Origin of the sequence: Enterobacter cloacae complex sp. (assembly GCF_900322725.1) — a bacterium.
GTDB classification, from domain to species: domain Bacteria; phylum Pseudomonadota; class Gammaproteobacteria; order Enterobacterales; family Enterobacteriaceae; genus Enterobacter; species Enterobacter quasihormaechei.
The window spans coordinates 3223538-3247000 of record NZ_LT991957.1; the positions used below are offsets into that span (position 1 = coordinate 3223538).

Sequence of the window (23463 nt, forward strand, 5' to 3'; positions counted from 1 at the left end):
TGGTGACGATCAAAGCCTTTACCGCCACCGTTTACCAGGGCATGTTGACTAAAATTGTGAGCGCTTCGTAAAGAGGTTGATATGTCTTCTACATTACCGCTGACCCTCAGCACACTTCTGGCTCGTCGTGACTGGGAAAACCCCGGCGTGACGCAATGGAACCGTCTGGCCGCACACGCGCCTTTTCATAGCTGGCGCGATGAAATACACGCCCGGGTGGATAAGCCTTCGCTGAGCAAGCGCTCGCTTAACGGCGTCTGGCAATTCAGCTTTTTCGCCGCGCCAGAGCAGGTTCCCGAGGCCTGGGTAACGGACGATCTTGCTGACGCCGTTGAGATGCCCGTGCCGTCGAACTGGCAGATGGAGGGATTTGATACCCCCATTTATACCAACGTCACCTATCCGATAAATGTGAACCCACCGTATGTTCCGGCTGAAAACCCTACCGGCTGTTACTCGCTCACATTTGAAGTGGATGACGCCTGGCCGCGCAGCGGACAGACCCGCATTATTTTTGACGGGGTCAATTCCGCTTTTCATCTGTGGTGTAACGGCCAATGGATAGGCTATTCGCAGGACAGTCGTCTGCCCGCGGAGTTTGACCTTAGCGCGGTGCTGCGACCGGGGCAAAACCGCCTGGCGGTGATGGTGTTACGCTGGTGCGACGGAAGCTACCTGGAAGATCAGGATATGTGGCGGATGAGCGGCATTTTCCGTGACGTTTCGCTGCTGCATAAGCCGGAAACGCGGATTGCCGATTATCAGGTCGTGACCGATCTGAATGCCGAATGCGATCGGGCGATACTCCGGGTTGACGTGGCGCTGGAAGGTTCACGCTACGCCGAATGTGAGGTGGCGTTTACCCTGTGGCGTAACGGCGAAGCCTGCGCGCAAACCTCGCAGCAGCCAGGATCGGCCATCGTCGATGAACGGGGCAGCTGGGCGGAGCGGCTCACGGTTGCGATGCCCGTGAACGATCCCGCGCTGTGGAGCGCCGAAACACCAGAACTCTATCGTCTGACAATGTCGCTTCGTGATGCGCAGGGCAGTGTGCTGGAGACCGAAGCCTGCGATGTCGGCTTCAGGCGCGTCGAAATCAGCAATGGTCTGCTGAAGCTCAACGGCAAGCCGCTGCTGATCCGCGGCGTGAACCGTCACGAACATCATCCTGAGAAGGGGCAGGTGATGGATGAGGCGACCATGCGCCGCGACATTGAACTGATGAAGCAGCATAACTTCAACGCCGTGCGCTGCTCGCATTATCCGAACCATCCTCTGTGGTACACGCTTTGCGATCGCTATGGCCTGTACGTGGTTGATGAGGCGAATATCGAGACCCATGGCATGGTGCCGATGAGCCGCCTGGCGGACGATCCGCGCTGGCTGCCCGCCATGAGCGAGCGCGTAACGCGTATGGTGCAGCGGGACCGGAATCATCCGTCAGTCATCATCTGGTCTTTAGGAAACGAATCTGGTCATGGAGCGAACCACGATGCGCTGTACCGCTGGCTGAAAACCACCGATCCCACACGTCCAGTGCAGTACGAAGGCGGCGGCGCCTGTACGGCGGCAACCGATATTATTTGCCCGATGTATGCCCGCGTCGATCAGGATCAGCCGTTCCCGGCGGTGCCAAAGTGGTCGATTAAAAAGTGGATCGGCATGCCGGACGAAACCCGTCCGCTGATCCTGTGCGAGTATGCCCACGCGATGGGCAACAGCTTTGGCGGCTTTGCCAGCTACTGGCAGGCATTCCGCAGCCATCCCCGGTTGCAGGGGGGCTTTGTCTGGGACTGGGTCGATCAGGCATTAACCAAAAAAGAGGAAAATGGCGCGGCATTCTGGGCCTACGGCGGCGATTTTGGCGATAAGCCCAACGATCGTCAGTTCTGCCTCAACGGGCTGGTGTTCCCCGATCGCACCCCGCATCCCGCCCTTTTCGAGGCGCAGCGTGCCCAGCAGTTCTTTACCTTTACGCTGGTGAGCACCTCTCCGCTGGTCGTCGAGGTACAGAGCGATTATCTGTTCCGTCATACCGACAACGAACGTCTGCAATGGTCGGTGGCGCGTGACGGTGCGGTAGTGGCTTGTGGCGGCTTGACGCTTTCTGTCGCGCCCCAGGAGGCGCAACGCATCGAGATCCCGCTGCCTGAACTTGCTGCTGAGCCGGGTGAGGTCTGGCTCAATGTGGAAGTCGTCCAGCCGCAGGAGACGCCGTGGTCGCCGTCCGGCCACCGTTGTGCCTGGGATCAATGGCCGCTCCCGGCCCCGCTATACGTTGCGCCCGCGAATGTGGAAGGTACGGCCCCGCAGCTAACCACGTGCGGCGAGGCGCTGGAGATTGTCCATCAGCAGCAGCGCTGGCAGTTTAGCCGCCTTACCGGAAACCTGACCCAGTGGTGGAACGTGGGGGCTGAAACGCTCCGTTCTCCGCTAACGGATAATTTTACCCGCGCGCCGCTGGACAATGATATCGGCGTCAGCGAGGCGACCCGCATCGATCCGAACGCGTGGGTGGAGCGCTGGAAGGCGGCGGGGATGTATGAGATGTCGCCGCGCCTTCTCCAGTGTGAAGCGGAGCAGCACGCCCGTGAGGTGGTGGTGACCACGCAGCACGTCTGGGAATCCCGGGGGAAAGCGCTGTTTGTCAGCCGTAAGATCTGGCGGATTGACGATCGCGGCGCGCTGCACGGTGACGTGCAGGTGACGGTAGCGTCTGATATTCCCGAGCCTGCTCGCGTGGGCCTGAGCGTTATGCTGGTGGATGTCCCGGAAACCGTGCGCTGGCTGGGGCTGGGGCCGCTGGAAAATTATCCGGACAGAAAGCTGGCGGCGCAGCAGGGGCGCTGGACGCTTCCGCTGGAAGCCATGCACACGCCGTATATCTTCCCGACGGAGAACGGCCTGCGCTGCGACACCCGCGAGCTGGCGTTTGGCGCGCATCGGTTGCAGGGGCGGTTCCATTTCTCCGTGAGCCGCTACAGCCAGCAGCAGCTGCATGAGACAACGCATCAGCATCTGCTACGGGAAGAGCCGGGCTGCTGGCTGAACCTGGACGCCTTCCACATGGGCGTAGGGGGAGATGATTCCTGGAGCCCGAGCGTGGCGCCGGACTTCCTTCTGCAAAACCGGCAGCTGCGCTACACCTTCTGCTGGCAGCAGAACGGCTGAATAAAAGCACCGGCTCCGCTCAGGCGGAGCCGCTGTTGAGATTACGCTCGGCCCAGAGAATGAATTCCGCCTCAGGCAGCGCCTTGCTGTAGTACCAGCCCTGTCCGTACTGCACGCCGTGGCGATGCAGCCAGGCAATCTGTCCTTCCGTTTCGATGCCTTCTGCCACCATCGCCAGCTCAAGCGATTTTGCCATTTCGATAATGTGCGGGGTGACATTTTTATACTCCAGCGCGTGCACGAAAGATTTATCGATCTTCAGGGTATCGACATCCAGATCCTGGAGATAGCTCAGGCTGGAGTAGCCTGTACCAAAATCGTCAATGTAGACGGCGTGTCCGGCACGGCGAAACGCCGCGATGGCCGGGGCGCTGACGGCGGGATCGGCGAAGCCGCGCTCGGTTAACTCCAGCGCTATCTGCTGCGGGTGGACTTTCCATTTGTTCAGCAGCTGGCTCAGCAGGCGCGGCAGCTCCACGGACGTTAAATCGGCTGGGGCCAGGTTAACAGAAATGTGCAGCTCCGGATGATGATGCAGCCAGTCGCCCAGCTCGTCGAAGATCTTATCGATTGCCAGCAGCGTTAACTGGGAAATCAGCCCCGTTTGCTCAGCCAGAGGGACAAATATGTCTGGCGACAGGTTGCTGCCATCCGGCTGCGGCCAGCGCATCAGCGCTTCGGCTCCTACCAGTTTGCCGCTGCACAACGCCACGATGGGCTGATAGTGAACCTGGATCTCCCGGTTGTTTATCGCGTCCATCAGGCGGTTACGCGGAGACTGTAGCCGGCGGAGGATCCGCAGAACAATCAGGGCCGCCGCCAGGCTAATCAGCACGCCAGCCGGCAGCCAGATGAGCAGCTGCTGATGCCAGGCTTCCGCCAGCGGCTTCAGCGAGGCCCAGGCAATGACGGTAAACCCCAGCTCGGGCACGGGCTTCAGAATGTACATCGAGCCGTTGTACTGAACGCTCGTCATCTCCTGCCGATCCTTAACAATCGAGAGGATATGCGGATCGAGGACATGACTTCTGGCAAATATGCGCTGTGTCGTGTTGCCCACCAGGGCGGCATCCATCGAGATTTCGCCGAACGGAACGACATCTACAAGCGATGCCGGATCGACCATCACCAGATAATGCCCTTTTCCGATCACCACCATATAGCGGTGAATGCCGAGGTCGTTTTGCGAGGTGAGCCACGTGCTGTAACCGTCCTCGGTGATGCGCACCGGAGGCGGCAGAGCCTCCGTATTACTCGACTGTTCCAGGGAAGAGCAGAGCGGCTTCAGGTTATCGACATACATCACTTCCTGAACATAGCGCCAGGAGAACGCGACCCGGCGCATTTCACGTAAATGCAAGGGAGTGCAAGGCGGGGCGTTGAACGACTGTAGGTGCGTGAGCGCCTGTTTAGCCTGCACGACGACTCTGTCGGTACGGATCAGAACGCGCGAGGCATAGCCGTCCAGCGCCTCCACAAACTTTTCCTCTGCCTGACGATGCGCCAGCCAGATACTGAGGCAAACGGGGACCAGCACAGAAATGATCAGTACGCCCGTGACCAGGCTCACCAGATGTCGGGTTCGCATGCCGTTTTTCCTTCCCATTTGCCCATGAAGGGCAGTGAGTTTGCGCGCCAGAGGAGAAAGATTTTAGTGCTAAATGATATAGTTATAGCATGCGAAAGTCGCAGGCAGGTATCTGAATCCACCTTTGGATAAAAGACAAAAGTGCGCTGGATCGTCCTGGGGGTTGTTTTTACAGCAAGGCTCGGCTAGTATTTTGTTATGTTATAACAATACATGAGAGTCAGATATGAAACCGAATATCCATCCAGCCTATCGCACCGTTGTGTTCCACGACACCACGGCTAATGAATACTTCCGCGTTGGCTCAACGATTAAGACGGACCGGGAAATCGAGCTCGACGGCGAAACGTATCCTTACGTCACCCTTGATGTCTCATCAAAATCGCATCCGTTTTATACCGGGAAGCAGAAGACCTTCTCCACGGACGGCAGCGCGGCGCGCTTCCGCAAGCGTTTTGGCGGCTTTCTTGATGCGAAGCGAGGCTAACCATGCAGGTACTTAACTCACTGCGTAGCGCAAAGCAACGGCATCCGGATTGCCAGATCGTCAGGCGCAAAGGGCGTCTTTACGTTATTTGCAAATCCAATCCGCGCTTTAAGGCCGTACAGGGACGTAAAAAAAGGCGCTAAGCGGATGCTTAGCGCCTCTTCTCCGGCAACAGCCCTGCTAGCCGTTAGCAGGGCGAGAGAGCGTGAAAACGTCATAAAACGAAAGCTCTCCCTTCCTCGCCACCATTTTTTGCAGCTTCTCTTTAAGCCCGGCCTCGACTGAAGGTGAGCGCATGATGCTGTCAATAAGCTCGGGCGGCACGTAGCGCATGTTGTACCACTCGCCGTTGTAGCACACGCGGAAATCTAGCACGTCGATATCTTCATACCGGTAGCGCGGGTTAACGTCGAAAAAGAAGAACGCGTTAAACACCACGAACAGCACAACCAGCAGCCAGACGGAATCGACCAGCGTTTCGGACCGCAGCATGACGATAAGCGTTGCCAGCCAGGCGGCGTACATCGCAACGAACAGTCCGGGGTGTTTACGGATAAAGCTGATGCTAAAGCGCGGGCGATTGTCGCGCTTTTCGCGGGCATTGAGATCGTCGATGGTGGCGGTAAGCAGGCGCTGTATCTCTGTCATTTTTTGCCTTTATACATATTGAAAATACAGGTGATCTGCCTATTTTATGAGAGGGGGTCAGGCGTGGAAAGTAACAGTTATGCCGGGAAAAAGCATAACAGTTACTCAGGGTGGCCTTAGAGCATTTTAATGATTTTCGCGGGATTTCCGCCCATGACCGCATTGGCCGGCACGTCTTTGGTCACAACCGCACCGGACGCGATAACCGCATTATCGCCAATGGTCACGCCCGGGTTAATGACCGCCCGTCCGCCAATCCAGACGTTGTGGCCTATGGTGACCGGTTTGCCATACTCAAGCCCGCTGTTACGCGCGGTCGCGTCCAGGGGATGCGTGGCCGTATAGATGTGCACTCCCGGCGCGAGCATACAGTTATCGCCAATGCGGATAGGGCAGACGTCCAGCATAACGCAGTCGAAGTTAGCGTAAAAATTGTTGCCCAGGTAGATGTTATAGCCGTAGTCGCAGCGGAAGCTCGGCTCTATATAGGCGCCTTCGCTTTGAGCCAGCAGGTCAGCTAACAAGGCGCGTCGTTCGGCTTTCTCATCGGGGGCGGTATGGTTATAGCGGTGAATAAGATGACGCGCGCGTAAACGGTCAGCCCTTAACGTGTCGTCGCTAGGGCGGTAATATTCACCTGCAATCATCTTCTGTTTTTCTTCACTCATGGGAACCTCACTGGAATCGTTTTACGTAGCGTAAAGAGGATTAGCCAGAAAGGGAACGTTCCCTAAAAATGGCTGTGACGGTAGTCACAACATTCTTGAGCATAGATACGTTTTACACGGGAACCTGGCGTTTGCACTTGAAGCGTAGTTCGAAGGTAAATTTAGCTTAACAACGGGCGTAGTGCCTTTACAGTCTCTCTTCAACGATTAACGAACAAATTTCCATACCGAAGTGGGGATCTTGTCATACAGTTTATTCATGGTCAGTTCAGCAAGACGATGGTCGGCAGCTGAATAAAATACCGCCAGTTCATTATCGGACAGCTCGTATTTATTTTTCTCAATAACCCGCTCGAGTGTGTCAATTGACTGGCAGCGTCGCAGGCGCATCAAATAATCGACTTTAGTTAATGGTTTATCAGACATAAATTCACCTTAGTAATTGTAATAATTTTAACAGGAAAGACTAACCGGATTAGCTCTGCTGACATTCGTGAAGCAGCGAAATAGACGGTTTCCTGATTTACGCCATTTCTGCAAATCCTGTGCGTTAATGCCGTAGCTGCTGAACAACATAAAGGTGTCGTCCAGGTATTCATCAATTTGCTCTATCAACTTATTATCTTCATTGTACTTAATTTTATAATTAAGTGCGAAGGTAGCGATATGCTCAATCAGCTCGTTTAGCTGTAAATTGATAGCAGACGTTGGATCGTTCACCCAGCCATGGTTACTTTCTTCAAGATTGGCGAGGCAGTCATGGTACAAGGATTCGCAGAGAAATTTCAACTGCGCGATATCATGCCTTTTTGGCGAGTACTCGTCCATAGCGCATCCCCTTCTGAGTGATTTTTTACTCACCGAACATCATGTCGGGATGGATACAACTTGCTTAGCTACACGGGAGCTGTGTTCCTGATAACTCTAACTATAAGCCACTCTGATCAAGATTTCATCGCGCTATTACGAAAAATTACAATTAAAACGTTACTGTGCGAGCCTTTACGCAAATGTTCCTTTAGCAGGGAACGCTTTAATCAGTAAAAAACGCAGTTTTTTATCGGTTCCTTAAAATTCATTGAGTTAGCGCAAAGTTTGATGTGAAGTCCGGAACCAGATATCTCAGATATTTTCTTTAAGTTAGGAATAGTCCGAATAATTTACGCCGCGAAATGATAATAAAAGAATGCTGAGTTCTTCGTATTGATTTTCGGCCTATTATGCCAGGCCTTATAAAAATGAAGAAAATAAATAGAACGACAATAGGTCTATTTTATGATCTTTTCTGAAAATGAAAAAGGCCGCAAATGCGGCCTTTTTATCATGTGAAACCGGTATCAGTGATGTTCTACCGAATGATTGTGCTCAACATCTTCATTCTTACGGCTGAAGCGGCGACGAACCACCACAAAGAACACCGGCACGAAGAAGATCGCAAGCACCGTCGCGGTGACCATACCGCCCATAACGCCTGTACCTACCGCATTCTGCGCGCCGGAGCCTGCACCTGAACTGATAACCAGCGGCATAACGCCCAGGATAAACGCCAGGGACGTCATCAGGATTGGACGCAGACGCATACGAACCGCTTCCAGCGTAGCTTCAATCAGGCCTTTACCTTCTTTCTCCATCAGATCTTTGGCGAATTCGACGATAAGTATCGCGTTCTTCGCCGACAAGCCAATGGTTGTCAGCAGGCCCACCTGGAAGTATACGTCGTTGGTCAGCCCACGGAACGTTGCAGCAAGCAGCGCACCGATAACCCCCAGCGGAACCACCAGCATAACGGAGAACGGAATCGACCAGCTCTCGTACAGTGCCGCCAGACACAGGAACACCACAATCAGTGAAATGGCGTACAAGGCAGGGGCCTGGTTACCGGACAGACGTTCCTGATAGGACATGCCGGTCCAGTCGTAGCCGATACCCGCAGGCAGTTTGCTGGCCAGCTCTTCCATCAGGTTCATGGCTTCACCGGTGCTTCGGCCCGGCGCTGCCTGACCGAGGATTTCCATCGACGGCAGACCGTTATAACGCTCCAGACGCGGCGAACCGTATTCCCAGTGTGACGTTGAGAAGGATGAGAACGGCACCATCTGGCCATCGCTACCGCGAACGTACCAGTTGTTGATATCGTTCGGCAGCATGCGGTACTGCGCTTCGGACATGACGTACACTTTCTTCACGCGACCGCGGTCGATGAAGTCGTTGACGTAGCTACCGCCCCAGGCAGCACCCAGCGTGGTGTTGATGTCGCTGATGGACACACCCAGCGCCTGCGCTTTTTCCTGGTCGATATCGATCTTGTACTGCGGCGTATCTTCCAGACCGTTAGGACGCACGCCCACCAGCAGGTCAGGGTGTTTTGCCACCTCGCCAAACAGCTGGTTACGCGCCTGAGTCAGTTTTTCGTGGCCCAGACCGCCCTGGTCAATCAGCTGGAAGTCGAAGCCGGTCGCCGTACCCAGTTCCACGATCGCGGGCAGGTTAAAGGCGAAGACCATCGCGTCTTTAATCTGCGAGAAGGTAGCCATTGCACGGCCGGTAATCGCTTCAACTTTGTTCTCGTCGCCCGGACGTTCAGACCAGTCTTTCAGAGAAACGAAGGCAATACCGGTGTTCTGACCACGACCCGCGAAGCCAAAGCCGTTAACCGCAAACACGGATTCGACGTTGTCTTTCTCTTTAGTCAGGAAATAGTCGGTCATCTCATCCAGCACTTTCTGCGTACGCTCTTGCGTCGCACCGGCCGGAAGCTGAGCCATACTCAGGAACACGCCCTGGTCTTCATCTGGCAGGAACGAGCTTGGCAGACGAACGAACAGGAAGGCCATCCCTACCACGATGATGATGTAGAGCAGCAGGTAACGACCGGTGCTGCGCAGAATGTTCCCCACGCTGTCGGTGTAGTGGTGCGTGCTCTTATCAAACATGCGGTTAAACCAGCCGAAGAACCCTTTGTGCTCGCCGTGACCGCCTTTCTGAATCGGCTTCAGCATCGTCGCACACAGGGCTGGCGTCAGGATCAGCGCAACCAGCACGGACAGCGCCATCGCTGACACGATGGTGATGGAGAACTGACGGTAAATCGCACCCGTTGAGCCACCGAAGAAGGCCATCGGGATAAATACCGCAGACAGTACCATCGCGATACCGACCAGCGCGCCCTGGATCTGACCCATCGATTTACGGGTCGCTTCCTTCGGCGGCAGGCCTTCTTCCGCCATCACACGCTCGACGTTTTCGACCACCACGATGGCGTCATCCACCAGCAGGCCGATGGCGAGCACCATCCCGAACATCGTCAGGGTGTTTATCGAGTAGCCAAATATCGCCAGAACCGCGAAGGTCCCGAGCAATACAACCGGTACGGCGATGGTTGGGATCAGCGTCGCGCGGAAGTTTTGCAGGAACAGGTACATAACCAGGAAGACGAGGATGATCGCCTCAACCAGGGTTTTTACCACTTCGTGAATCGAAATTTTTACGAACGGCGTCGTGTCATACGGGTAAACGATTTTCAGACCTGACGGGAAGAACGGTTCCATCTTCTTCAGCTCTGCACGGATAGCCGTCGCGGTGTCCAGGGCGTTCGCGCCGGTCGCCAGTTTGATACCCAGACCAGATGCCGGCTTGCCGTTGAACTTCGCGATAACGTCGTAGTTCTCGCCGCCCAGCTCCACTTTCGCCACGTCACGCAGGCGAACCTGAGAACCGTCCTGATTCACCTTCAGCAGAATTTTGCTGAACTCATCCGCAGAGGTCAGACGCGTTTGCGCGATGATAGACGCGTTAAGCTGCTGGCCTTTCACCGGCGGCGTACCGCCTAACTGACCGGCGGCAACCTGGGCGTTCTGCGCTTTGATGGCGTTGATCACGTCAACCGGCGTCAGCTGGAAGTTGTTCAGCTTATTCGGATCCATCCAGATACGCATCGCGTACTGAGAACCGAACAGCTGAACGTCACCCACACCGGACGTACGGCTGATGGCATCCTTCATGTTGGCGCCCACGTAGTCGGAAATATCCTCCTGCGTCATGGTGCCGTTGGTGTTGATCACGCCGACAACCATCAGGAAGCTACTGGACGATTTCTCGACGCTCACGCCCTGCTGTTGCACTTCCTGCGGGAGCAGGGGCATCGCCAGCTGCAATTTGTTCTGCACCTGAACCTGTGCAATGTCCGCATCCGTACCGGATTCAAAGGTCAGGGTGATCTGAACCGTACCGGTTGAGTCACTGTTTGAGGACATGTACATCAGGTTATCGATACCGTTCATGTTCTGTTCGATAACCTGCGTAACGGTATCCTGCACCGTTTTCGCATCAGCGCCCGGGTAGGTTGCGGAGATCGTTACTGCCGGTGGCGCAATCGTTGGATATTGCGCAACAGGCAGCTTCAGGATCGCAAGTCCCCCGGCCAGCATGATGATAATGGCGATCACCCACGCAAATATGGGGCGATCGATAAAGAAATTAGGCATGTCTTAACGGCTCCTGTTTAAGTTAAGACTTGGTTTGTTCTGACTGGCCAGCGGCAGACGCTTGTTGTTTGTCGTCAGATTTCACTTCCTGAGCTTTGACCTGCGCGCCAGGACGAACTTTTTGCAAACCGGTTACAATCACGCGATCGCCATCTTTCAGACCTTTCGTTACCAGCCACTTGTCGCCAATCGCCTGCGTTGCGGTGATATTGCGCGTTTCGACTTTGTTATCGGCACCCACAACCAGCGCGCTCGCATCGCCGCGTGGCGTACGGGTCACACCCTGCTGAGGAACCAGAATGGCGGTTGGGTTCGTCCCTTCTTCCAGACGCGCGCGTACGAACATACCCGGCAGCAGCGTTTTATCCGGATTCGGGAAAATGGCCCGGATGGTGATTGAGCCGGTGGTCTGATCGACGGTCACATCAGAAAATTCCAGTGTACCGGTCTGCGAGAACTCGATACCGTCGTTGGTAACCAGTTCAACCTTGGCTTTACCGTTTTCCTGTTTCAGTTGACCGCTGGCCAGCTCCTGTTTGAGACGCAGGAAATCGTTGCTGGACTGGGTAACGTCAACGTAGATCGGGTCAAGCTGCTGCACGGTGGCCAGCGCGTTGGTCTGACCGTTCTGCACCAGTGCACCTTCGGTGACGGCAGATTTACCAATGCGACCGCTGATAGGGGAGGTCACTTTGGTGTAGGCCAGGTTGATACGCGCGGTTTCTACCGCCGCTTTCGCCGCCACAACGGCCGCGTTGGCTTGCTGCGCATCGGCCAGGGCAGAATCATAATCCTGTTGGCTGATGTACTGCGTGCCGAGCAGTTTCTTGTAACGATTCAACGTCAGCTGCGAAATTTTGGCTGCCGCTTCTGCTTTCGCCAGATCGCCTTTAGCGCTTTCATAAGACGCCTGGTAGGTTGCTGGATCAATCTGATACAGAGACTCACCTGCTTTGACATCACCGCCTTCGGTGAAGTTACGTTTCAGGATGATACCGCTCACCTGCGGACGCACTTCCGCAATGCGGTAGGCGCTGGTGCGGCCCGGTAGTTCTGTTGTCATCTGGAGAGGTTCGGATTTGAGCGTCACCACGCCAACTTCTGGCACCTGCTGAGCTCCTTGTTGAGCCTCTTTGTCGTCACATCCTGTAAGCGCTAAGCTGCCTGAGAGCATCAGAACGACCGCCAGAGGCGTTAACCCTCTGTTTTTGTTCATATGTAAACCTCGAGTGTCCGATTTCAAATTGATCAAGGGTCCTGAGTCTAAAAACCCATTGCTGCGTTTATATTATCGTCATGCTATGGTACATACATTCATAAATGTATGTAAATCTGACTCCTGTAAATTCATCAACGTATGGCACGAAAAACCAAACAACAAGCGCTGGAAACCCGACAACACATTCTGGATGTGGCAATGCGTTTGTTCTCACAGCAGGGTGTTTCGGCAACCTCGCTGGCGCAGATTGCTCAGGCCGCGGGCGTCACGCGGGGAGCGATTTACTGGCATTTTAAAGACAAGTCAGATCTGTTTGGTGAAATCTGGGAGCTTTCAGAGTCCAGCATTAGCGATCTTGAGACTGAGTATCGGGCAAAATTCCCTCACGATCCACTCTCAGTATTAAGAGAAATATTAGTATATATCCTTGAAGCGACCGTTGTGGAAGAACGCCGACGTCTGATGATGGAAATCATTTTCCATAAATGTGAATTTGTTGGCGAAATGGCGGTGGTTCAGCAGGCACAGCGCGACCTGTGTCTGGAAAGCTATGACCGCATCGAGAAGGTTCTTAAGGAATGTATGCAGGCCGACATGCTTCCCGCCACGCTGTTAACGCGCCGGGCGGCGATCCTGATGCGCAGCTATATTTCCGGCCTGATGGAAAACTGGCTTTTTGCTCCGCAGTCGTTTGATTTGAAAGCAGAGGCACGCAGCTACGTCGCGATCTTCCTTGAGATGTGCCAGCTTTGTCCGACTCTCCGCAGCGAGGAACCGCCGCTGACTGCCTGAACCTGTCCAGGAAATGTCTTAGAGGATAACCTTCCCGCTATTCTGCTTCAGGCGGGCGTGATATTCTTCACGCCCGACTATTTTCGGTCATTTCTCAGATCACATTCACGACTATGCTGCACACCTATCGCTCGACACATTCTGTTCTGGCCGTTTTTTTGATCCTGCTGTTTTTCTTTGCAGCCGCACCGCATTCCTGGGCCCGTGCAGACAACGGCAGTGACGTTCCGACGCGTGCCGAGGTTCAGTCGCAACTCGACACCCTGAATAAACAGAAAGATCTCTCCGCTCAGGAAAAGCTCGTTCAGCAGGACCTGACGGAAACCCTGGAAACGCTGGATAAGATCGATCGCATCAAAGCCGAAACGGCCCAGCTACGGCAGAAGGTTGCTCAGGCACCGGAGAACATGCGTAAAGCAACGGAGGCGCTGAACGCGCTCAGCGACGTTGATAACGATGATGAAACCCGGAAAACGCTCGCCACCCTGTCGTTGCGCCAGCTTGAGTCGCGCGTGGCGCAACTGCTGGACGATCTTCAAACGGCGCAGTCCGATCTCTCGACCTACAACAGCCAGCTGGTTTCACTGCAAACCCAGCCTGAGCGCGTGCAGAACGCCATGTATTCCGCATCGCAACAGCTCCAGCAGATACGTAACCGTCTGAATGGCATCACCGTGGGGGAAGGGGCGCTTCGTCCGAGCCAGCAAACGCTGCTGAACATTCAGCAGACACTGCTGAACGCGGAGATTGAACAGCAGCGTAAGAGTCTGGAAGGCAACACGGTGTTGCAGGACGCGCTGCAAAAACAGCGTGACTACGTGAACGCGAATATCAACCGGCTCGAGCATCAGCTTCAGCTGTTGCAGGAAGCGGTGAACAGCAAGCGCCTGACGCTGACCGAAAAAACGGCGCAGGAAGCGGTTTCGCCAGACGAAACGGCGCGCATCCAGGCCAATCCGCTGGTGAAGCAGGAGCTGGAGATTAACCATCAGCTGAGCGAACGCCTGATTCAGGCAACTGAAAGCGGCAGCGCGCTGGTGCAGCAGAATATTAAAGTCAAAAACTGGCTGGATCGCGCTTTGCAGGCCGAGCGCAATATCAAAGAGCAGATTGCCGTCCTGAAGGGCAGCCTGCTGCTGTCGCGCATTCTCTACCAGCAGCAGCAGACGCTGCCGTCCGCCGACGAGCTGGAGGACATGACCAACCGCATTGCGGATTTGCGTCTTGAACAGTTTGACGTTAACCAGCAGCGCGATGCCCTGTTCCAGAGCGACACGTTTGTTGCCAAAGTGGAAGAGGGCCATTCAAGTGAAGTGAACGGTGAAGTTCACGACGCGCTGTTGCAGGTGGTGGATATGCGCCGCGAACTGCTCGATCAGCTTAATAAGCAGCTGGGCAACCAGCTGATGATGGCGATTAACCTGCAAATCAACCAGCAGCAGCTGATGAGCGTATCTAAAAGCCTACAGGAGATCCTGACCCAGCAGATTTTCTGGGTGAACAGCAACAAACCCATGGACTGGGACTGGTTTAAATCTTTCCCTGAAACGCTGAAATCCCAGATCAAAAGCATGAAAATTACCGTGAACTGGGAGAAAGCCTGGCCTGCGGTGATGATTGCCTTCCTGGCGGGCCTGCCTTTGCTGCTTATCGCCGGCGTGATCCGCTGGCGTTTGAAATGGCTGAAACAGTATCAGGCGAAGCTGGCCTCGGAAGTGGGGCAACTGCGTAACGACAGCCAGCTGCACACGCCGAAAGCGATCCTGATCGATCTGATCCGCGCGCTGCCGGTTTGCCTGCTGATCCTCGCCGTCGGCCTGATCCTGCTGACCATGCAGCTCAATATCAGCGACCTGCTGTGGGCGTTCAGTAAAAAGCTGGCGCTGTTCTGGCTGGTGTTTGGCCTGTGCTGGAAAGTGCTGGAAAAAGATGGCGTCGCCGTCCGCCACTTCAACATGCCGGAGAAACTTACCAGCCACTGGCGTCGCCAGATTGTGCGTATCAGCCTCGCGCTGCTGCCGCTGCACTTCTGGTCCGTTGTGGCCGAGCTTTCTCCGCTGCATCTGATGGATGACGTGCTCGGACAGCTGGTGATTATGCTGAACCTGCTGCTGATAGCCGTCCTGATGTGGCCGATGTGCCGCGATAGCTGGCGTGATAAAGAGTCCCACAATCTTCGCCTGGTTACCGTAACGGTGCTGGCGTTCATTCCGCTGGCGCTGATGGTGCTGACGGCAACGGGTTACTTCTATACCACGCTTCGTCTGTCAGGTCGCTGGATTGAAACGGTTTATCTGGTGATTGTGTGGAACCTGCTGTTCCAGACCGTGCTGCGCGGTTTGAGCGTGGCGGCGCGCCGCATCGCTTATCGTCGTGCTGTTGCCCGTCGACAGCATCAGGTTAAAGAGGGGGCTGAAGGGGCTGAGCCGCAGGAAGAGCCGACTATTGCGCTGGAGCAGGTCAACCAGCAAACGATGCGTATTACCATGCTGGTGATGATCGCGCTGTTTGCGGTGATGTTCTGGGCCATCTGGTCTGATCTCATTACCGTCTTCGCCTACCTCGACAGTATCACCCTCTGGCAATACAACGGCACCGAAGCGGGCGCTGCGGTAATGAAAAGCGTCACCATGGGCAGCCTGCTCTTTGCGCTGGTGTCGTCAGTGGTTGCCTGGGCGTTGATTCGCAACCTGCCTGGCCTGCTGGAAGTGCTGGTGCTCTCAAGGCTGAACCTGCGTCAGGGGGCGTCGTATGCCATTACCACCATCCTGAACTACGTCATTATTATTGTCGGGGCGATGACGGTATTCGGCTCGCTGGGCGTCTCGTGGGATAAGCTTCAGTGGCTGGCGGCGGCGCTGTCGGTGGGTCTGGGCTTCGGCTTGCAGGAGATCTTCGGTAACTTTGTCTCCGGCCTGATTATCCTGTTCGAACGTCCGGTGCGTATCGGCGATACCGTCACCATCGGCACCTTCTCCGGGACCGTCAGCAAGATCCGTATCCGTGCGACCACCATCACTGACTTCGATCGTAAAGAGGTGATCATCCCGAACAAAGCCTTCGTGACCGAGCGACTGATCAACTGGTCCCTCTCCGACACGACCACCCGCGTAGTGATCCGCCTCGGGGTGGCCTACGGCTCAGATCTGGATAAGGTCAAAGAGGTGCTGCTGAAAGCGGCTAACTCGCACCCGAAAGTGATGCACGATCCTGCCCCTGACGTATTTTTCACCACGTTTGGGCCGAGCACGCTGGATCATGAGCTGCGCTTATACGTGCGTGAACTGCGCGATCGCAGCTACACCGTCGACGAGCTGAACCGCACCATCGATCGCCTGTGCCGTGAAAACAACATCAATATCGCCTTTAACCAGCTTGAGGTGCACCTGCGCAACGAGAAAGGTGACGAGCATACGGAAGTGAAGCGCGAGATTAAGGGTGACGATCCGACTCCCGCCTAAACTATTTTCCCTCTCCCTCAAGGGAGAGGGCCAGGGTGAGGGCAACCGGCCTTCACCTTTCCTTCAAAATCTCGCCGCACAATCTCCAGCGCCTTCAGCACCGTCTCCGGCGGGATCTCATGATTCTCCAGCAGCATAATTAAATCGACGGCCAGCTTGACCTCGTCGGGGGCATTTTCCAGTGACATCAGTGTGGCTCCTGTTAACGGGTCAGGCGTTCAATGACGCGCTCAATGTCGTCCAGCGCCTGACGGCAGCGGACGATACGGCCTTGCAGCGCGCTGATTTCACGCATTAAGAGCTGCTGCTCTTCCAGCGTTTCGCTGTTGTTCAGGCGGGCTTCGCGCTCGCGCTTCATCTCAAACAGACGCCGCTCAAACTCCTGGGTCTCCAGCCGCTTGCGCTGCCATTTTCCCAGACCAGGCGAGGCGCTGTCCCACGCCCGTAGCGGCCAGGCGGCGAGTTCGCGGTGCAGGGCGGTGATCTGCTCGGTAAGATGCGCTGCAAGCCACGCCACCTGTTCCTGCTGTTCATGCTCAACCGCGTGGCGAAGCTCATCGAGGTTGGTCTGCATCTCAGCAAGGTAATCCTGAATGAGAGTGCTGTGGGTGCGGAAAAGCTGCCGGTCAAAGCGCGGTTTCAGCGTGGCGTGTCCCATCAGCGGCGTGGCCTGCGCCCGCAGAGCGATCAGCTGATTTTGCAGCTTCTCAAGAAGCAGTGCTGTTTTCAATGCGCTCTCCAGTGGTAAAGTAGCCGTTCAGTTTGATAACGATTCGCATTATGCAGCGTACTATTTTAATCATCATTGGCTGGCTCGCGGTAGTGCTGGGTACGCTAGGTGTGGTTTTGCCCTTGCTGCCGACCACGCCGTTCATCCTGTTGGCCGCCTGGTGCTTCGCCCGCTCGTCGCCGCGTTTTCACCACTGGCTCCTGTACCGCTCGTGGTTTGGCGGCTACCTGCGCTACTGGCAAAAACACCGGGCCATGCCGCCTGGGGCTAAGCCGCGCGCCATTGCCTTTATCCTGATCACCTTCGCCGTTTCGTTATGGCTGGTGAAAATGATGTGGGTGCGTATTCTGCTGCTGGCGATCCTGGCCTGCCTGCTGATCTTCATGTGGCGGATCCCCGTGGTTGATGAAAAGCAACAAAAGCACTGAAGCCTCATCATGGCGGTTGCAATTATGGCGCGCAGCCAGTAAATTCGACCGTTTTCGAGCACAGGTGCGCCTGGTCAAAGGTTAAACAACTGTTACTTTGACCGACTCGTCGCGCGCCGTGAGTAACACTGTTTCATTTAGGCACAAACCGATGACCGCAACTGCACAGCAGCTTGAATATCTGAAAAATAGCATCAAAAGTATCCAGGACTATCCAAAGCCTGGCATTCTTTTCCGTGATGTCACCAGCTTGCTGGAAGACCCGAAAGCGTACGCGCTCAGCATTGAACTGCTGGTCGAGCGTTATAAAAACGCCGGGATCACCAAAGTAGTAGGTACCGAAGCCCGCGGCTTCCTGTTTGGCGCACCGGTTGCGCTGGCGATGGGCGTGGGTTTTGTGCCGGTGCGTAAGCCGCGCAAACTGCCGCGTGAAACCATCGCCGAGAGCTATGAGCTGGAATACGGCACCGATCAGCTGGAAATTCACGTTGATGCCATCAAGCCCGGCGACAAAGTGCTGGTGGTGGACGATCTGCTGGCCACCGGCGGCACCATTGAAGCGACCGTCAAGCTGATCCGTCGTCTGGGTGGTGAAGTGACCGACGCGGCATTCATCATCAACCTGTTCGATCTCGGCGGCGAGCAGCGCCTGGAAAAACAGGGTATTACCAGCTACAGCCTGGTGCCTTTCCCGGGTCATTAATCCCGTATCTCACAACCTCGCTCAATGGGTGAGGTTGTGATAGCATTCCCCTCCATTAATTCACCTTCCAGCGTTGCAGAGCCTGCCCATGAGTTATCAGGTGTTAGCCCGTAAATGGCGACCACAAACCTTTGCTGACGTTGTCGGTCAGGAACATGTGCTGACGGCCCTGGCGAACGGCTTGTCGCTAGGTCGCATCCATCACGCCTATCTTTTTTCCGGCACCCGCGGCGTCGGTAAAACCTCTATTGCCCGTCTGCTGGCAAAAGGTCTGAACTGCGAAACCGGGATCACCGCCACCCCGTGCGGCGTGTGTGACAACTGCCGCGAGATCGAGCAGGGGCGTTTTGTCGATCTGATCGAGATCGACGCCGCCTCGCGCACCAAGGTGGAAGACACCCGCGATCTGCTCGACAACGTGCAGTACGCCCCGGCGCGCGGCCGCTTCAAGGTCTATCTGATCGATGAAGTGCACATGCTGTCGCGCCACAGCTTCAACGCCCTGCTGAAAACGCTGGAAGAGCCGCCTGCGCACGTTAAATTCCTGCTGGCAACCACCGATCCGCAAAAGCTGCCGGTCACGATCCTGTCGCGCTGCCTGCAATTCCATCTGAAGGCGCTGGACGTTGAGCAGATCCGCGCTCAGCTTGAGCATATTCTCGATGAAGAGAACATTGTTCATGAACCGCGCGCGCTGCAACTGCTGGCCCGTGCGGCGGACGGCAGCCTGCGCGATGCGCTAAGCCTGACCGATCAGGCGATTGCCAGCGGTGACGGTAAGCTCTCCACCGAGGCGGTCAGCACCATGCTCGGCACGCTGGATGACGATCAGGCGCTGTCGCTTATCGAAGCGATGATCGCCGCCAACGGTGAGCGGGTGATGACGCTCGTCAACGATGCCGCCGCCCGTGGTATTGAGTGGGAAGCGCTGCTGGTCGAGATGCTCAGCCTGCTGCACCGCGTGGCGATGCTGCAACTGTCCCCGTCGGCCATTGGCGCGGACATGGCGACCATTGAGCAGCGGATGCGTGAACTTGCGCGCACCGTGCCGCCGGCTGACGTGCAGCTTTATTATCAAACCCTGCTGATTGGCCGCAAAGAGCTGCCGTTTGCGCCGGATCGCCGGATGGGCGTTGAGATGACGCTGCTGCGCGCGCTGGCTTTCCATCCGCGTATGCCCTTGCCGGAGCCGGAAACGCCCCGACAGTCCTTTGCGCCGGTTGCGCCGACCGCGGTAATGTCACCGCAGCAGGTGCCACCGCAGCCGGCATCGCCGCCGCCGCAAAACGTGCCGCTGTCGGATGCCACCAGTTCGGTGCTTGCCGCACGAAGCCAGTTGCAGCGTGCGCAGGGAGCAACCAAACCAAAAAAGAGTGAACCGGCAGCGCCAGGAAGAGCGCGGCCGGTGAACAACGCCGCGCTTGAACGACTGGCTTCGGTAACGGAGCGCGTACAGTCGCGCCCGGCACCGTCCGCGCTCGAGCAGAAAGCCCCGGCTAAAGAAGAGGCTTACCGCTGGAAGGCGACCACCGTTGTTGAGACGGTCAAGGAAGTGGTCGCCACGCCGAAAGCGCTGAAAAAGGCGCTGGAGCATGAAAAAACGCCGGAGCTTTCCGCCAGGCTTGCCGAAGAGTCCATCGCGCGCGACGCCTGGGCCGCTGAGGTCAGCAAACTGCAACTGCCGAAACTGGTGGAGCAGGTCGCGCTGAACGCCTGGAAAGAGCAGGAAGGCAATCAGGTGCGTCTGCACCTGCGTCCCGGCCAGCGGCACCTCAACTCCCCCGGCGCGCAAAAGGCGCTGGCCGAGGCGCTCGCCGCTTTACAGGGCATGCCGGTTGAATTGACTATCATTGAAGATGATAATCCGGCGGTGAAAACACCGCTCGAGTGGCGACAGGCGATTTATGAAGAGAAGCTCGCGCAGGCGCGCGAGTCGATTATCGCGGATAACAACATCCAGACCCTGCGCCGGTTCTTCGACGCCGATCTGGATGAAGAGAGTATTCGCCCCCTTTGATCGTGAGTCTGACTTACGGTTGTAATCCTTAACGTGAAAGAAGAGAGAAGCCTATGTTTGGTGGAAAAGGCGGTCTGGGTGGCCTGATGAAGCAGGCTCAGCAGATGCAGGAAAAAATGCAGAAGATGCAGGAAGAGATCGCTCAGCTGGAAGTCACGGGTGAATCCGGTGCCGGTCTGGTCAAGGTGACCATCAACGGTGCGCATAACTGCCGTCGCGTTGAAATCGACCCGAGCCTGCTCGAAGACGACAAAGAGATGCTGGAAGATCTGGTTGCAGCCGCGTTTAACGATGCCGCTCGCCGTATCGACGAAACCCAGAAAGAGAAAATGGCCTCTGTTTCCAGCGGTATGCAGCTGCCGCCGGGCTTTAAGATGCCGTTCTGATGCAAACCAGTCCGCTGCTCACGCAGTTAATGGAAGCACTGCGCTGCCTGCCGGGCGTTGGCCCGAAGTCGGCGCAGCGTATGGCGTTTACGCTATTGCAGCGCGACCGCAGCGGCGGGATGCGCCTGGCGCAGGCTTTGACCCGCGCCATGTCAGAAATTGGTCACTGTGCGGATTGCCGGACCTTTACCGAGCAGGACGTCTGTAACATCTGCACGAACCCGCGTCGTCAGGAAAACGGCCAGATTTGCGTGGTGGAGAGTCCGGCGGACATCTACGCCATCGAACAAACCGGGCAGTTCTCCGGCCGCTATTTCGTGCTGATGGGGCACCTCTCCCCGCTGGACGGCATTGGCCCGGACGATATTGGTCTCGATCGCCTTGAACAGCGTCTTGAGTCCGAGACGATCAAAGAGGTGATCCTCGCCACCAACCCCACGGTGGAAGGGGAGGCAACCGCCAACTATATCGCCGAGCTGTGCGCGCAGTACGGCGTTGACGCCAGCCGCATCGCCCACGGTGTGCCGGTTGGCGGCGAGCTGGAGATGGTCGACGGCACCACGCTGTCGCACTCTCTGGCCGGACGTCACAAGATTATTTTCTGACCAAACGGAGGCTGCGTGCGCGGCCTCCGCTTGAAAATTTCCCCCCTTATCCCCATCTCTCACTCAACGTTTTACAACCCCATTAAATGGCATTGTTGAGGTCGACTTAGATGAAAGGACAAGAAACCCGTGGTTTCCAGTCAGAAGTGAAACAGCTTCTGCACCTGATGATCCATTCCCTGTATTCCAACAAAGAAATTTTCCTGCGTGAGCTGATTTCCAACGCCTCCGATGCGGCGGACAAGCTGCGCTTCCGTGCGCTGTCCAACCCGGATCTGTATGAAGGCGACGGCGAGCTGCGCGTGCGCGTCTCTTTCAATAAAGAGAACCGCACCCTGACGATTGCCGATAACGGCATCGGGATGAATCGCGACGAGGTGATCGACCACCTTGGCACCATCGCTAAATCCGGCACCAAAGCGTTCCTCGAGTCCATGGGCTCTGACCAGGCGAAAGACAGCCAGCTGATCGGTCAGTTCGGCGTGGGCTTCTACTCGGCGTTCATCGTGGCGGACAAAGTCACCGTGCGCACCCGCGCGGCAGGCGACAGCGCCGAGAACGGCGTGCTGTGGGAATCCAAAGGGGAAGGCGAATACACCGTTGATGACATCACCAAAGCGGATCGCGGCACCGAAATCACCCTCCACCTGCGCGAAGGGGAAGATGATTTCCTGAACGACTGGCGCGTACGCTCCATCATCAGCAAATATTCCGACCACATCGCGCTGCCGGTAGAGATTGAAAAACAGGAAGAGAAAGACGGTGAAACCGTGGTTTCCTGGGAGAAAATCAACAAGGCGCAGGCGCTGTGGACGCGTAACAAGGCTGAAATCAAAGACGACGAGTACAACGAGTTTTATAAGCACATCGCTCACGACTTTACCGACCCGCTGACCTGGAGCCACAACCGCGTGGAAGGGAAGCAGGAGTACACCAGCCTGCTGTACATTCCGGCGCAGGCACCGTGGGACATGTGGAACCGCGATCACAAGCACGGCCTGAAGCTGTACGTGCAGCGCGTCTTCATTATGGACGACGCCGAGCAGTTCATGCCGAACTATCTGCGCTTTGTTCGTGGCCTGATAGACTCCAACGATCTGCCGCTGAACGTCTCTCGTGAAATCCTCCAGGACAGCACCGTCACCCGTAATCTGCGTAACGCCTTGACCAAACGTGCGTTGCAGATGCTGGAAAAACTGGCGAAAGACGACGCGGAAAAATACCAGACCTTCTGGAAACAGTTCGGCCTGGTGCTGAAAGAAGGTCCGGCGGAAGACACCGCGAACGTGGAAGCTATCGCTAAGCTGCTGCGCTTCGCCTCTACGCACACCGACTCTTCCGCACAAACCGTGTCGCTGGAAGAGTACGTCTCCCGCATGAAGGAAGGACAGGAGAAGATCTACTACATCACCGCCGACAGCTATGCGGCAGCGAAGAGCAGCCCGCACCTGGAGCTGCTGCGTAAGAAAGGCATCGAAGTGCTGCTGCTGTCTGACCGCATCGACGAGTGGATGATGAACTACCTGACCGAGTTCGACGGTAAGGCGTTCCAGTCCGTTGCCAAAGCTGACGAGTCCATCGACAAGCTGGCGGATGAAGTGGACGAAAGCGCGAAAGAAGCCGAGAAGGCGCTGGAGCCGTTCGTTGAGCGCGTGAAAACCCTGCTGGGCGACCGCGTGAAAGAGGTGCGCTTCACGCACCGTCTGACCGATACTCCGGCGATTGTCACCACCGATGCGGACGAAATGAGCACCCAGATGGCGAAACTGTTCGCTGCGGCGGGCCAGGCCGTGCCGGAAGTGAAATATATCTTTGAGCTTAATCCGGATCACCCGCTGGTGAAACGCGCGGCGGATACTCAGGACGAAGCCCGCTTCGCCGAGTGGGTTGAGCTGCTGCTGGATCAGTCCCTGCTGGCCGAGCGCGGCACCCTGGAAGATCCTAACCTGTTCATTAAACGTGTGAATGCGCTGCTGCTGGCGTAACTGACCACGTCTCCCCTGGTCTTCTCCCTCTCCCCGTGGGAGAGGGCCGGGGTGAGGGCACCAGACCGCACTCTCCCAAATTATCTCCCCT

19 protein-coding genes, 1 pseudogene and 1 other annotated feature are annotated in these 23463 nt (G+C 56.3%); of the genes and pseudogenes, 11 read left to right on the forward strand and 9 right to left on the reverse strand.

All coding sequences use genetic code 11. From position 1 onward, the window contains the following. Positions 1 to 81 precede the first annotated feature (81 nt). Positions 82 to 3171, forward strand: coding sequence for a beta-galactosidase (locus DBR02_RS15935; protein WP_107534813.1), 3090 nt, complete (start codon positions 82 to 84; stop codon positions 3169 to 3171). Positions 3172 to 3190: 19 nt separating this feature from the next. Here the strand turns inward: DBR02_RS15935 and DBR02_RS15940 are convergent, their stop codons facing one another. Next, the gene (locus DBR02_RS15940; protein WP_107534814.1) at positions 3191 to 4759 is read right to left on the reverse strand and encodes an EAL domain-containing protein; all 1569 of its coding nucleotides are present in this window, start codon (positions 4757 to 4759) and stop codon (positions 3191 to 3193) included. Between the two features lie 226 nt (positions 4760 to 4985). Here DBR02_RS15940 and DBR02_RS15945 point away from each other — a divergent pair, with 226 nt between their 5' ends. Both DBR02_RS15945 and ykgO read left to right on the forward strand, forming a co-directional pair. Continuing rightward, the gene (locus DBR02_RS15945; protein ID WP_063451670.1) at positions 4986 to 5246 is read left to right on the forward strand and encodes a type B 50S ribosomal protein L31; all 261 of its coding nucleotides are present in this window, start codon (positions 4986 to 4988) and stop codon (positions 5244 to 5246) included. A gap of 2 nt (positions 5247 to 5248) precedes the next feature. Continuing rightward, positions 5249 to 5389 (forward strand): type B 50S ribosomal protein L36, encoded by a 141-nt coding sequence (ykgO, locus tag DBR02_RS15950; protein ID WP_063451669.1) that lies wholly within the window; start codon positions 5249 to 5251, stop codon positions 5387 to 5389. Between the two features lie 37 nt (positions 5390 to 5426). On the opposite strand, the gene DBR02_RS15955 is transcribed toward ykgO, so the two are convergent. From DBR02_RS15955 to acrA, 6 genes are all read right to left on the reverse strand, one after another. Further along, complete coding sequence (locus DBR02_RS15955; protein WP_107534815.1) at positions 5427 to 5894, reverse strand: YlaC family protein; 468 nt, start codon at positions 5892 to 5894, stop codon at positions 5427 to 5429. Between the two features lie 116 nt (positions 5895 to 6010). Further along, a complete protein-coding gene (maa, locus tag DBR02_RS15960; protein ID WP_107534816.1) occupies positions 6011 to 6562 on the reverse strand; it encodes a maltose O-acetyltransferase in 552 nt (183 codons plus the stop codon). 207 nt (positions 6563 to 6769) lie between these two features. Further along, positions 6770 to 6988, reverse strand: a complete 219-nt coding sequence (locus DBR02_RS15965; RefSeq protein WP_010428174.1) for an HHA domain-containing protein — start codon at positions 6986 to 6988, stop codon at positions 6770 to 6772. 27 nt (positions 6989 to 7015) lie between these two features. Then, a complete protein-coding gene (gene tomB, locus DBR02_RS15970; protein ID WP_006809850.1) occupies positions 7016 to 7390 on the reverse strand; it encodes an Hha toxicity modulator TomB in 375 nt (124 codons plus the stop codon). A 509-nt stretch (positions 7391 to 7899) separates the two neighbouring features. Further along, positions 7900 to 11046 (reverse strand): multidrug efflux RND transporter permease subunit AcrB, encoded by a 3147-nt coding sequence (acrB, locus tag DBR02_RS15975; protein WP_063451666.1) that lies wholly within the window; start codon positions 11044 to 11046, stop codon positions 7900 to 7902. A gap of 22 nt (positions 11047 to 11068) precedes the next feature. Continuing rightward, positions 11069 to 12262, reverse strand: coding sequence for a multidrug efflux RND transporter periplasmic adaptor subunit AcrA (gene acrA / locus DBR02_RS15980; protein ID WP_063451665.1), 1194 nt, complete (start codon positions 12260 to 12262; stop codon positions 11069 to 11071). Between the two features lie 141 nt (positions 12263 to 12403). Here acrA and acrR point away from each other — a divergent pair, with 141 nt between their 5' ends. Both acrR and mscK read left to right on the forward strand, forming a co-directional pair. After that, positions 12404 to 13057 carry a multidrug efflux transporter transcriptional repressor AcrR gene (gene acrR, locus DBR02_RS15985; RefSeq protein WP_107534817.1) on the forward strand — a complete coding sequence of 218 codons (654 nt, stop codon included), beginning with the start codon at positions 12404 to 12406 and terminating at the stop codon, positions 13055 to 13057. 113 nt (positions 13058 to 13170) lie between these two features. Beyond that, positions 13171 to 16518 (forward strand): mechanosensitive channel MscK, encoded by a 3348-nt coding sequence (gene mscK / locus DBR02_RS15990; protein ID WP_063869022.1) that lies wholly within the window; start codon positions 13171 to 13173, stop codon positions 16516 to 16518. A gap of 1 nt (position 16519) precedes the next feature. On the opposite strand, the pseudogene rsmS reads toward mscK, so the two are convergent. Continuing rightward, positions 16520 to 16706, reverse strand: a pseudogene (gene rsmS / locus DBR02_RS15995) (pleiotropic regulatory protein RsmS). A 14-nt stretch (positions 16707 to 16720) separates the two neighbouring features. Continuing rightward, complete coding sequence (priC, locus tag DBR02_RS16000; RefSeq protein WP_107534819.1) at positions 16721 to 17248, reverse strand: primosomal replication protein N''; 528 nt, start codon at positions 17246 to 17248, stop codon at positions 16721 to 16723. Between the two features lie 50 nt (positions 17249 to 17298). Here priC and DBR02_RS16005 point away from each other — a divergent pair, with 50 nt between their 5' ends. The 6 genes from DBR02_RS16005 (at position 17299) to htpG (ending at position 23372) form a co-directional block, all read left to right on the forward strand. Continuing rightward, positions 17299 to 17676, forward strand: coding sequence for a DUF454 family protein (locus DBR02_RS16005; RefSeq protein ID WP_063451660.1), 378 nt, complete (start codon positions 17299 to 17301; stop codon positions 17674 to 17676). A gap of 151 nt (positions 17677 to 17827) precedes the next feature. Further along, positions 17828 to 18379: an adenine phosphoribosyltransferase gene (gene apt / locus DBR02_RS16015; RefSeq protein WP_000127359.1), complete on the forward strand. Its 552-nt coding sequence runs from the start codon at positions 17828 to 17830 to the stop codon at positions 18377 to 18379. Between the two features lie 88 nt (positions 18380 to 18467). Further along, a complete protein-coding gene (dnaX, locus tag DBR02_RS16020) occupies positions 18468 to 20396 on the forward strand; it encodes a DNA polymerase III subunit gamma/tau (protein ID WP_107534820.1) in 1929 nt (642 codons plus the stop codon). Beyond that, positions 19726 to 19790 (forward strand) — a sequence feature (DnaX frameshifting element). It overlaps the preceding gene by 65 nt. A 53-nt stretch (positions 20397 to 20449) precedes the next feature. Then, entirely contained in the window at positions 20450 to 20782 is a 333-nt protein-coding gene (locus tag DBR02_RS16025) for a YbaB/EbfC family nucleoid-associated protein (protein ID WP_003858972.1), read from the forward strand. Then, the gene (gene recR / locus DBR02_RS16030; RefSeq protein ID WP_006809843.1) at positions 20782 to 21387 is read left to right on the forward strand and encodes a recombination mediator RecR; all 606 of its coding nucleotides are present in this window, start codon (positions 20782 to 20784) and stop codon (positions 21385 to 21387) included. The genes DBR02_RS16025 and recR overlap by 1 nt, the downstream gene beginning before the upstream one ends. Before the next feature lie 110 nt (positions 21388 to 21497). Continuing rightward, entirely contained in the window at positions 21498 to 23372 is a 1875-nt protein-coding gene (gene htpG, locus DBR02_RS16035) for a molecular chaperone HtpG (RefSeq protein WP_063869013.1), read from the forward strand. The last annotated feature ends 91 nt before the right edge of the window (positions 23373 to 23463 follow it).

What these genes read in the sequence shown, in the direction of transcription:
- DBR02_RS15935 (WP_107534813.1), top strand. Translation starts at nt 82, where the DNA reads ATGTCTTCTACATTACCGCTGACCCTCAGCACACTTCTGGCTCGTCGT.
- DBR02_RS15940 (WP_107534814.1), bottom strand. Translation starts at nt 4,759, where the DNA reads ATGCGAACCCGACATCTGGTGAGCCTGGTCACGGGCGTACTGATCATT.
- DBR02_RS15945 (WP_063451670.1), top strand. Translation starts at nt 4,986, where the DNA reads ATGAAACCGAATATCCATCCAGCCTATCGCACCGTTGTGTTCCACGAC.
- ykgO (WP_063451669.1), top strand. Translation starts at nt 5,249, where the DNA reads ATGCAGGTACTTAACTCACTGCGTAGCGCAAAGCAACGGCATCCGGAT.
- DBR02_RS15955 (WP_107534815.1), bottom strand. Translation starts at nt 5,894, where the DNA reads ATGACAGAGATACAGCGCCTGCTTACCGCCACCATCGACGATCTCAAT.
- maa (WP_107534816.1), bottom strand. Translation starts at nt 6,562, where the DNA reads ATGAGTGAAGAAAAACAGAAGATGATTGCAGGTGAATATTACCGCCCT.
- DBR02_RS15965 (WP_010428174.1), bottom strand. Translation starts at nt 6,988, where the DNA reads ATGTCTGATAAACCATTAACTAAAGTCGATTATTTGATGCGCCTGCGA.
- tomB (WP_006809850.1), bottom strand. Translation starts at nt 7,390, where the DNA reads ATGGACGAGTACTCGCCAAAAAGGCATGATATCGCGCAGTTGAAATTT.
- acrB (WP_063451666.1), bottom strand. Translation starts at nt 11,046, where the DNA reads ATGCCTAATTTCTTTATCGATCGCCCCATATTTGCGTGGGTGATCGCC.
- acrA (WP_063451665.1), bottom strand. Translation starts at nt 12,262, where the DNA reads ATGAACAAAAACAGAGGGTTAACGCCTCTGGCGGTCGTTCTGATGCTC.
- acrR (WP_107534817.1), top strand. Translation starts at nt 12,404, where the DNA reads ATGGCACGAAAAACCAAACAACAAGCGCTGGAAACCCGACAACACATT.
- mscK (WP_063869022.1), top strand. Translation starts at nt 13,171, where the DNA reads ATGCTGCACACCTATCGCTCGACACATTCTGTTCTGGCCGTTTTTTTG.
- DBR02_RS16005 (WP_063451660.1), top strand. Translation starts at nt 17,299, where the DNA reads ATGCAGCGTACTATTTTAATCATCATTGGCTGGCTCGCGGTAGTGCTG.
- apt (WP_000127359.1), top strand. Translation starts at nt 17,828, where the DNA reads ATGACCGCAACTGCACAGCAGCTTGAATATCTGAAAAATAGCATCAAA.
- dnaX (WP_107534820.1), top strand. Translation starts at nt 18,468, where the DNA reads ATGAGTTATCAGGTGTTAGCCCGTAAATGGCGACCACAAACCTTTGCT.
- DBR02_RS16025 (WP_003858972.1), top strand. Translation starts at nt 20,450, where the DNA reads ATGTTTGGTGGAAAAGGCGGTCTGGGTGGCCTGATGAAGCAGGCTCAG.
- recR (WP_006809843.1), top strand. Translation starts at nt 20,782, where the DNA reads ATGCAAACCAGTCCGCTGCTCACGCAGTTAATGGAAGCACTGCGCTGC.
- htpG (WP_063869013.1), top strand. Translation starts at nt 21,498, where the DNA reads ATGAAAGGACAAGAAACCCGTGGTTTCCAGTCAGAAGTGAAACAGCTT.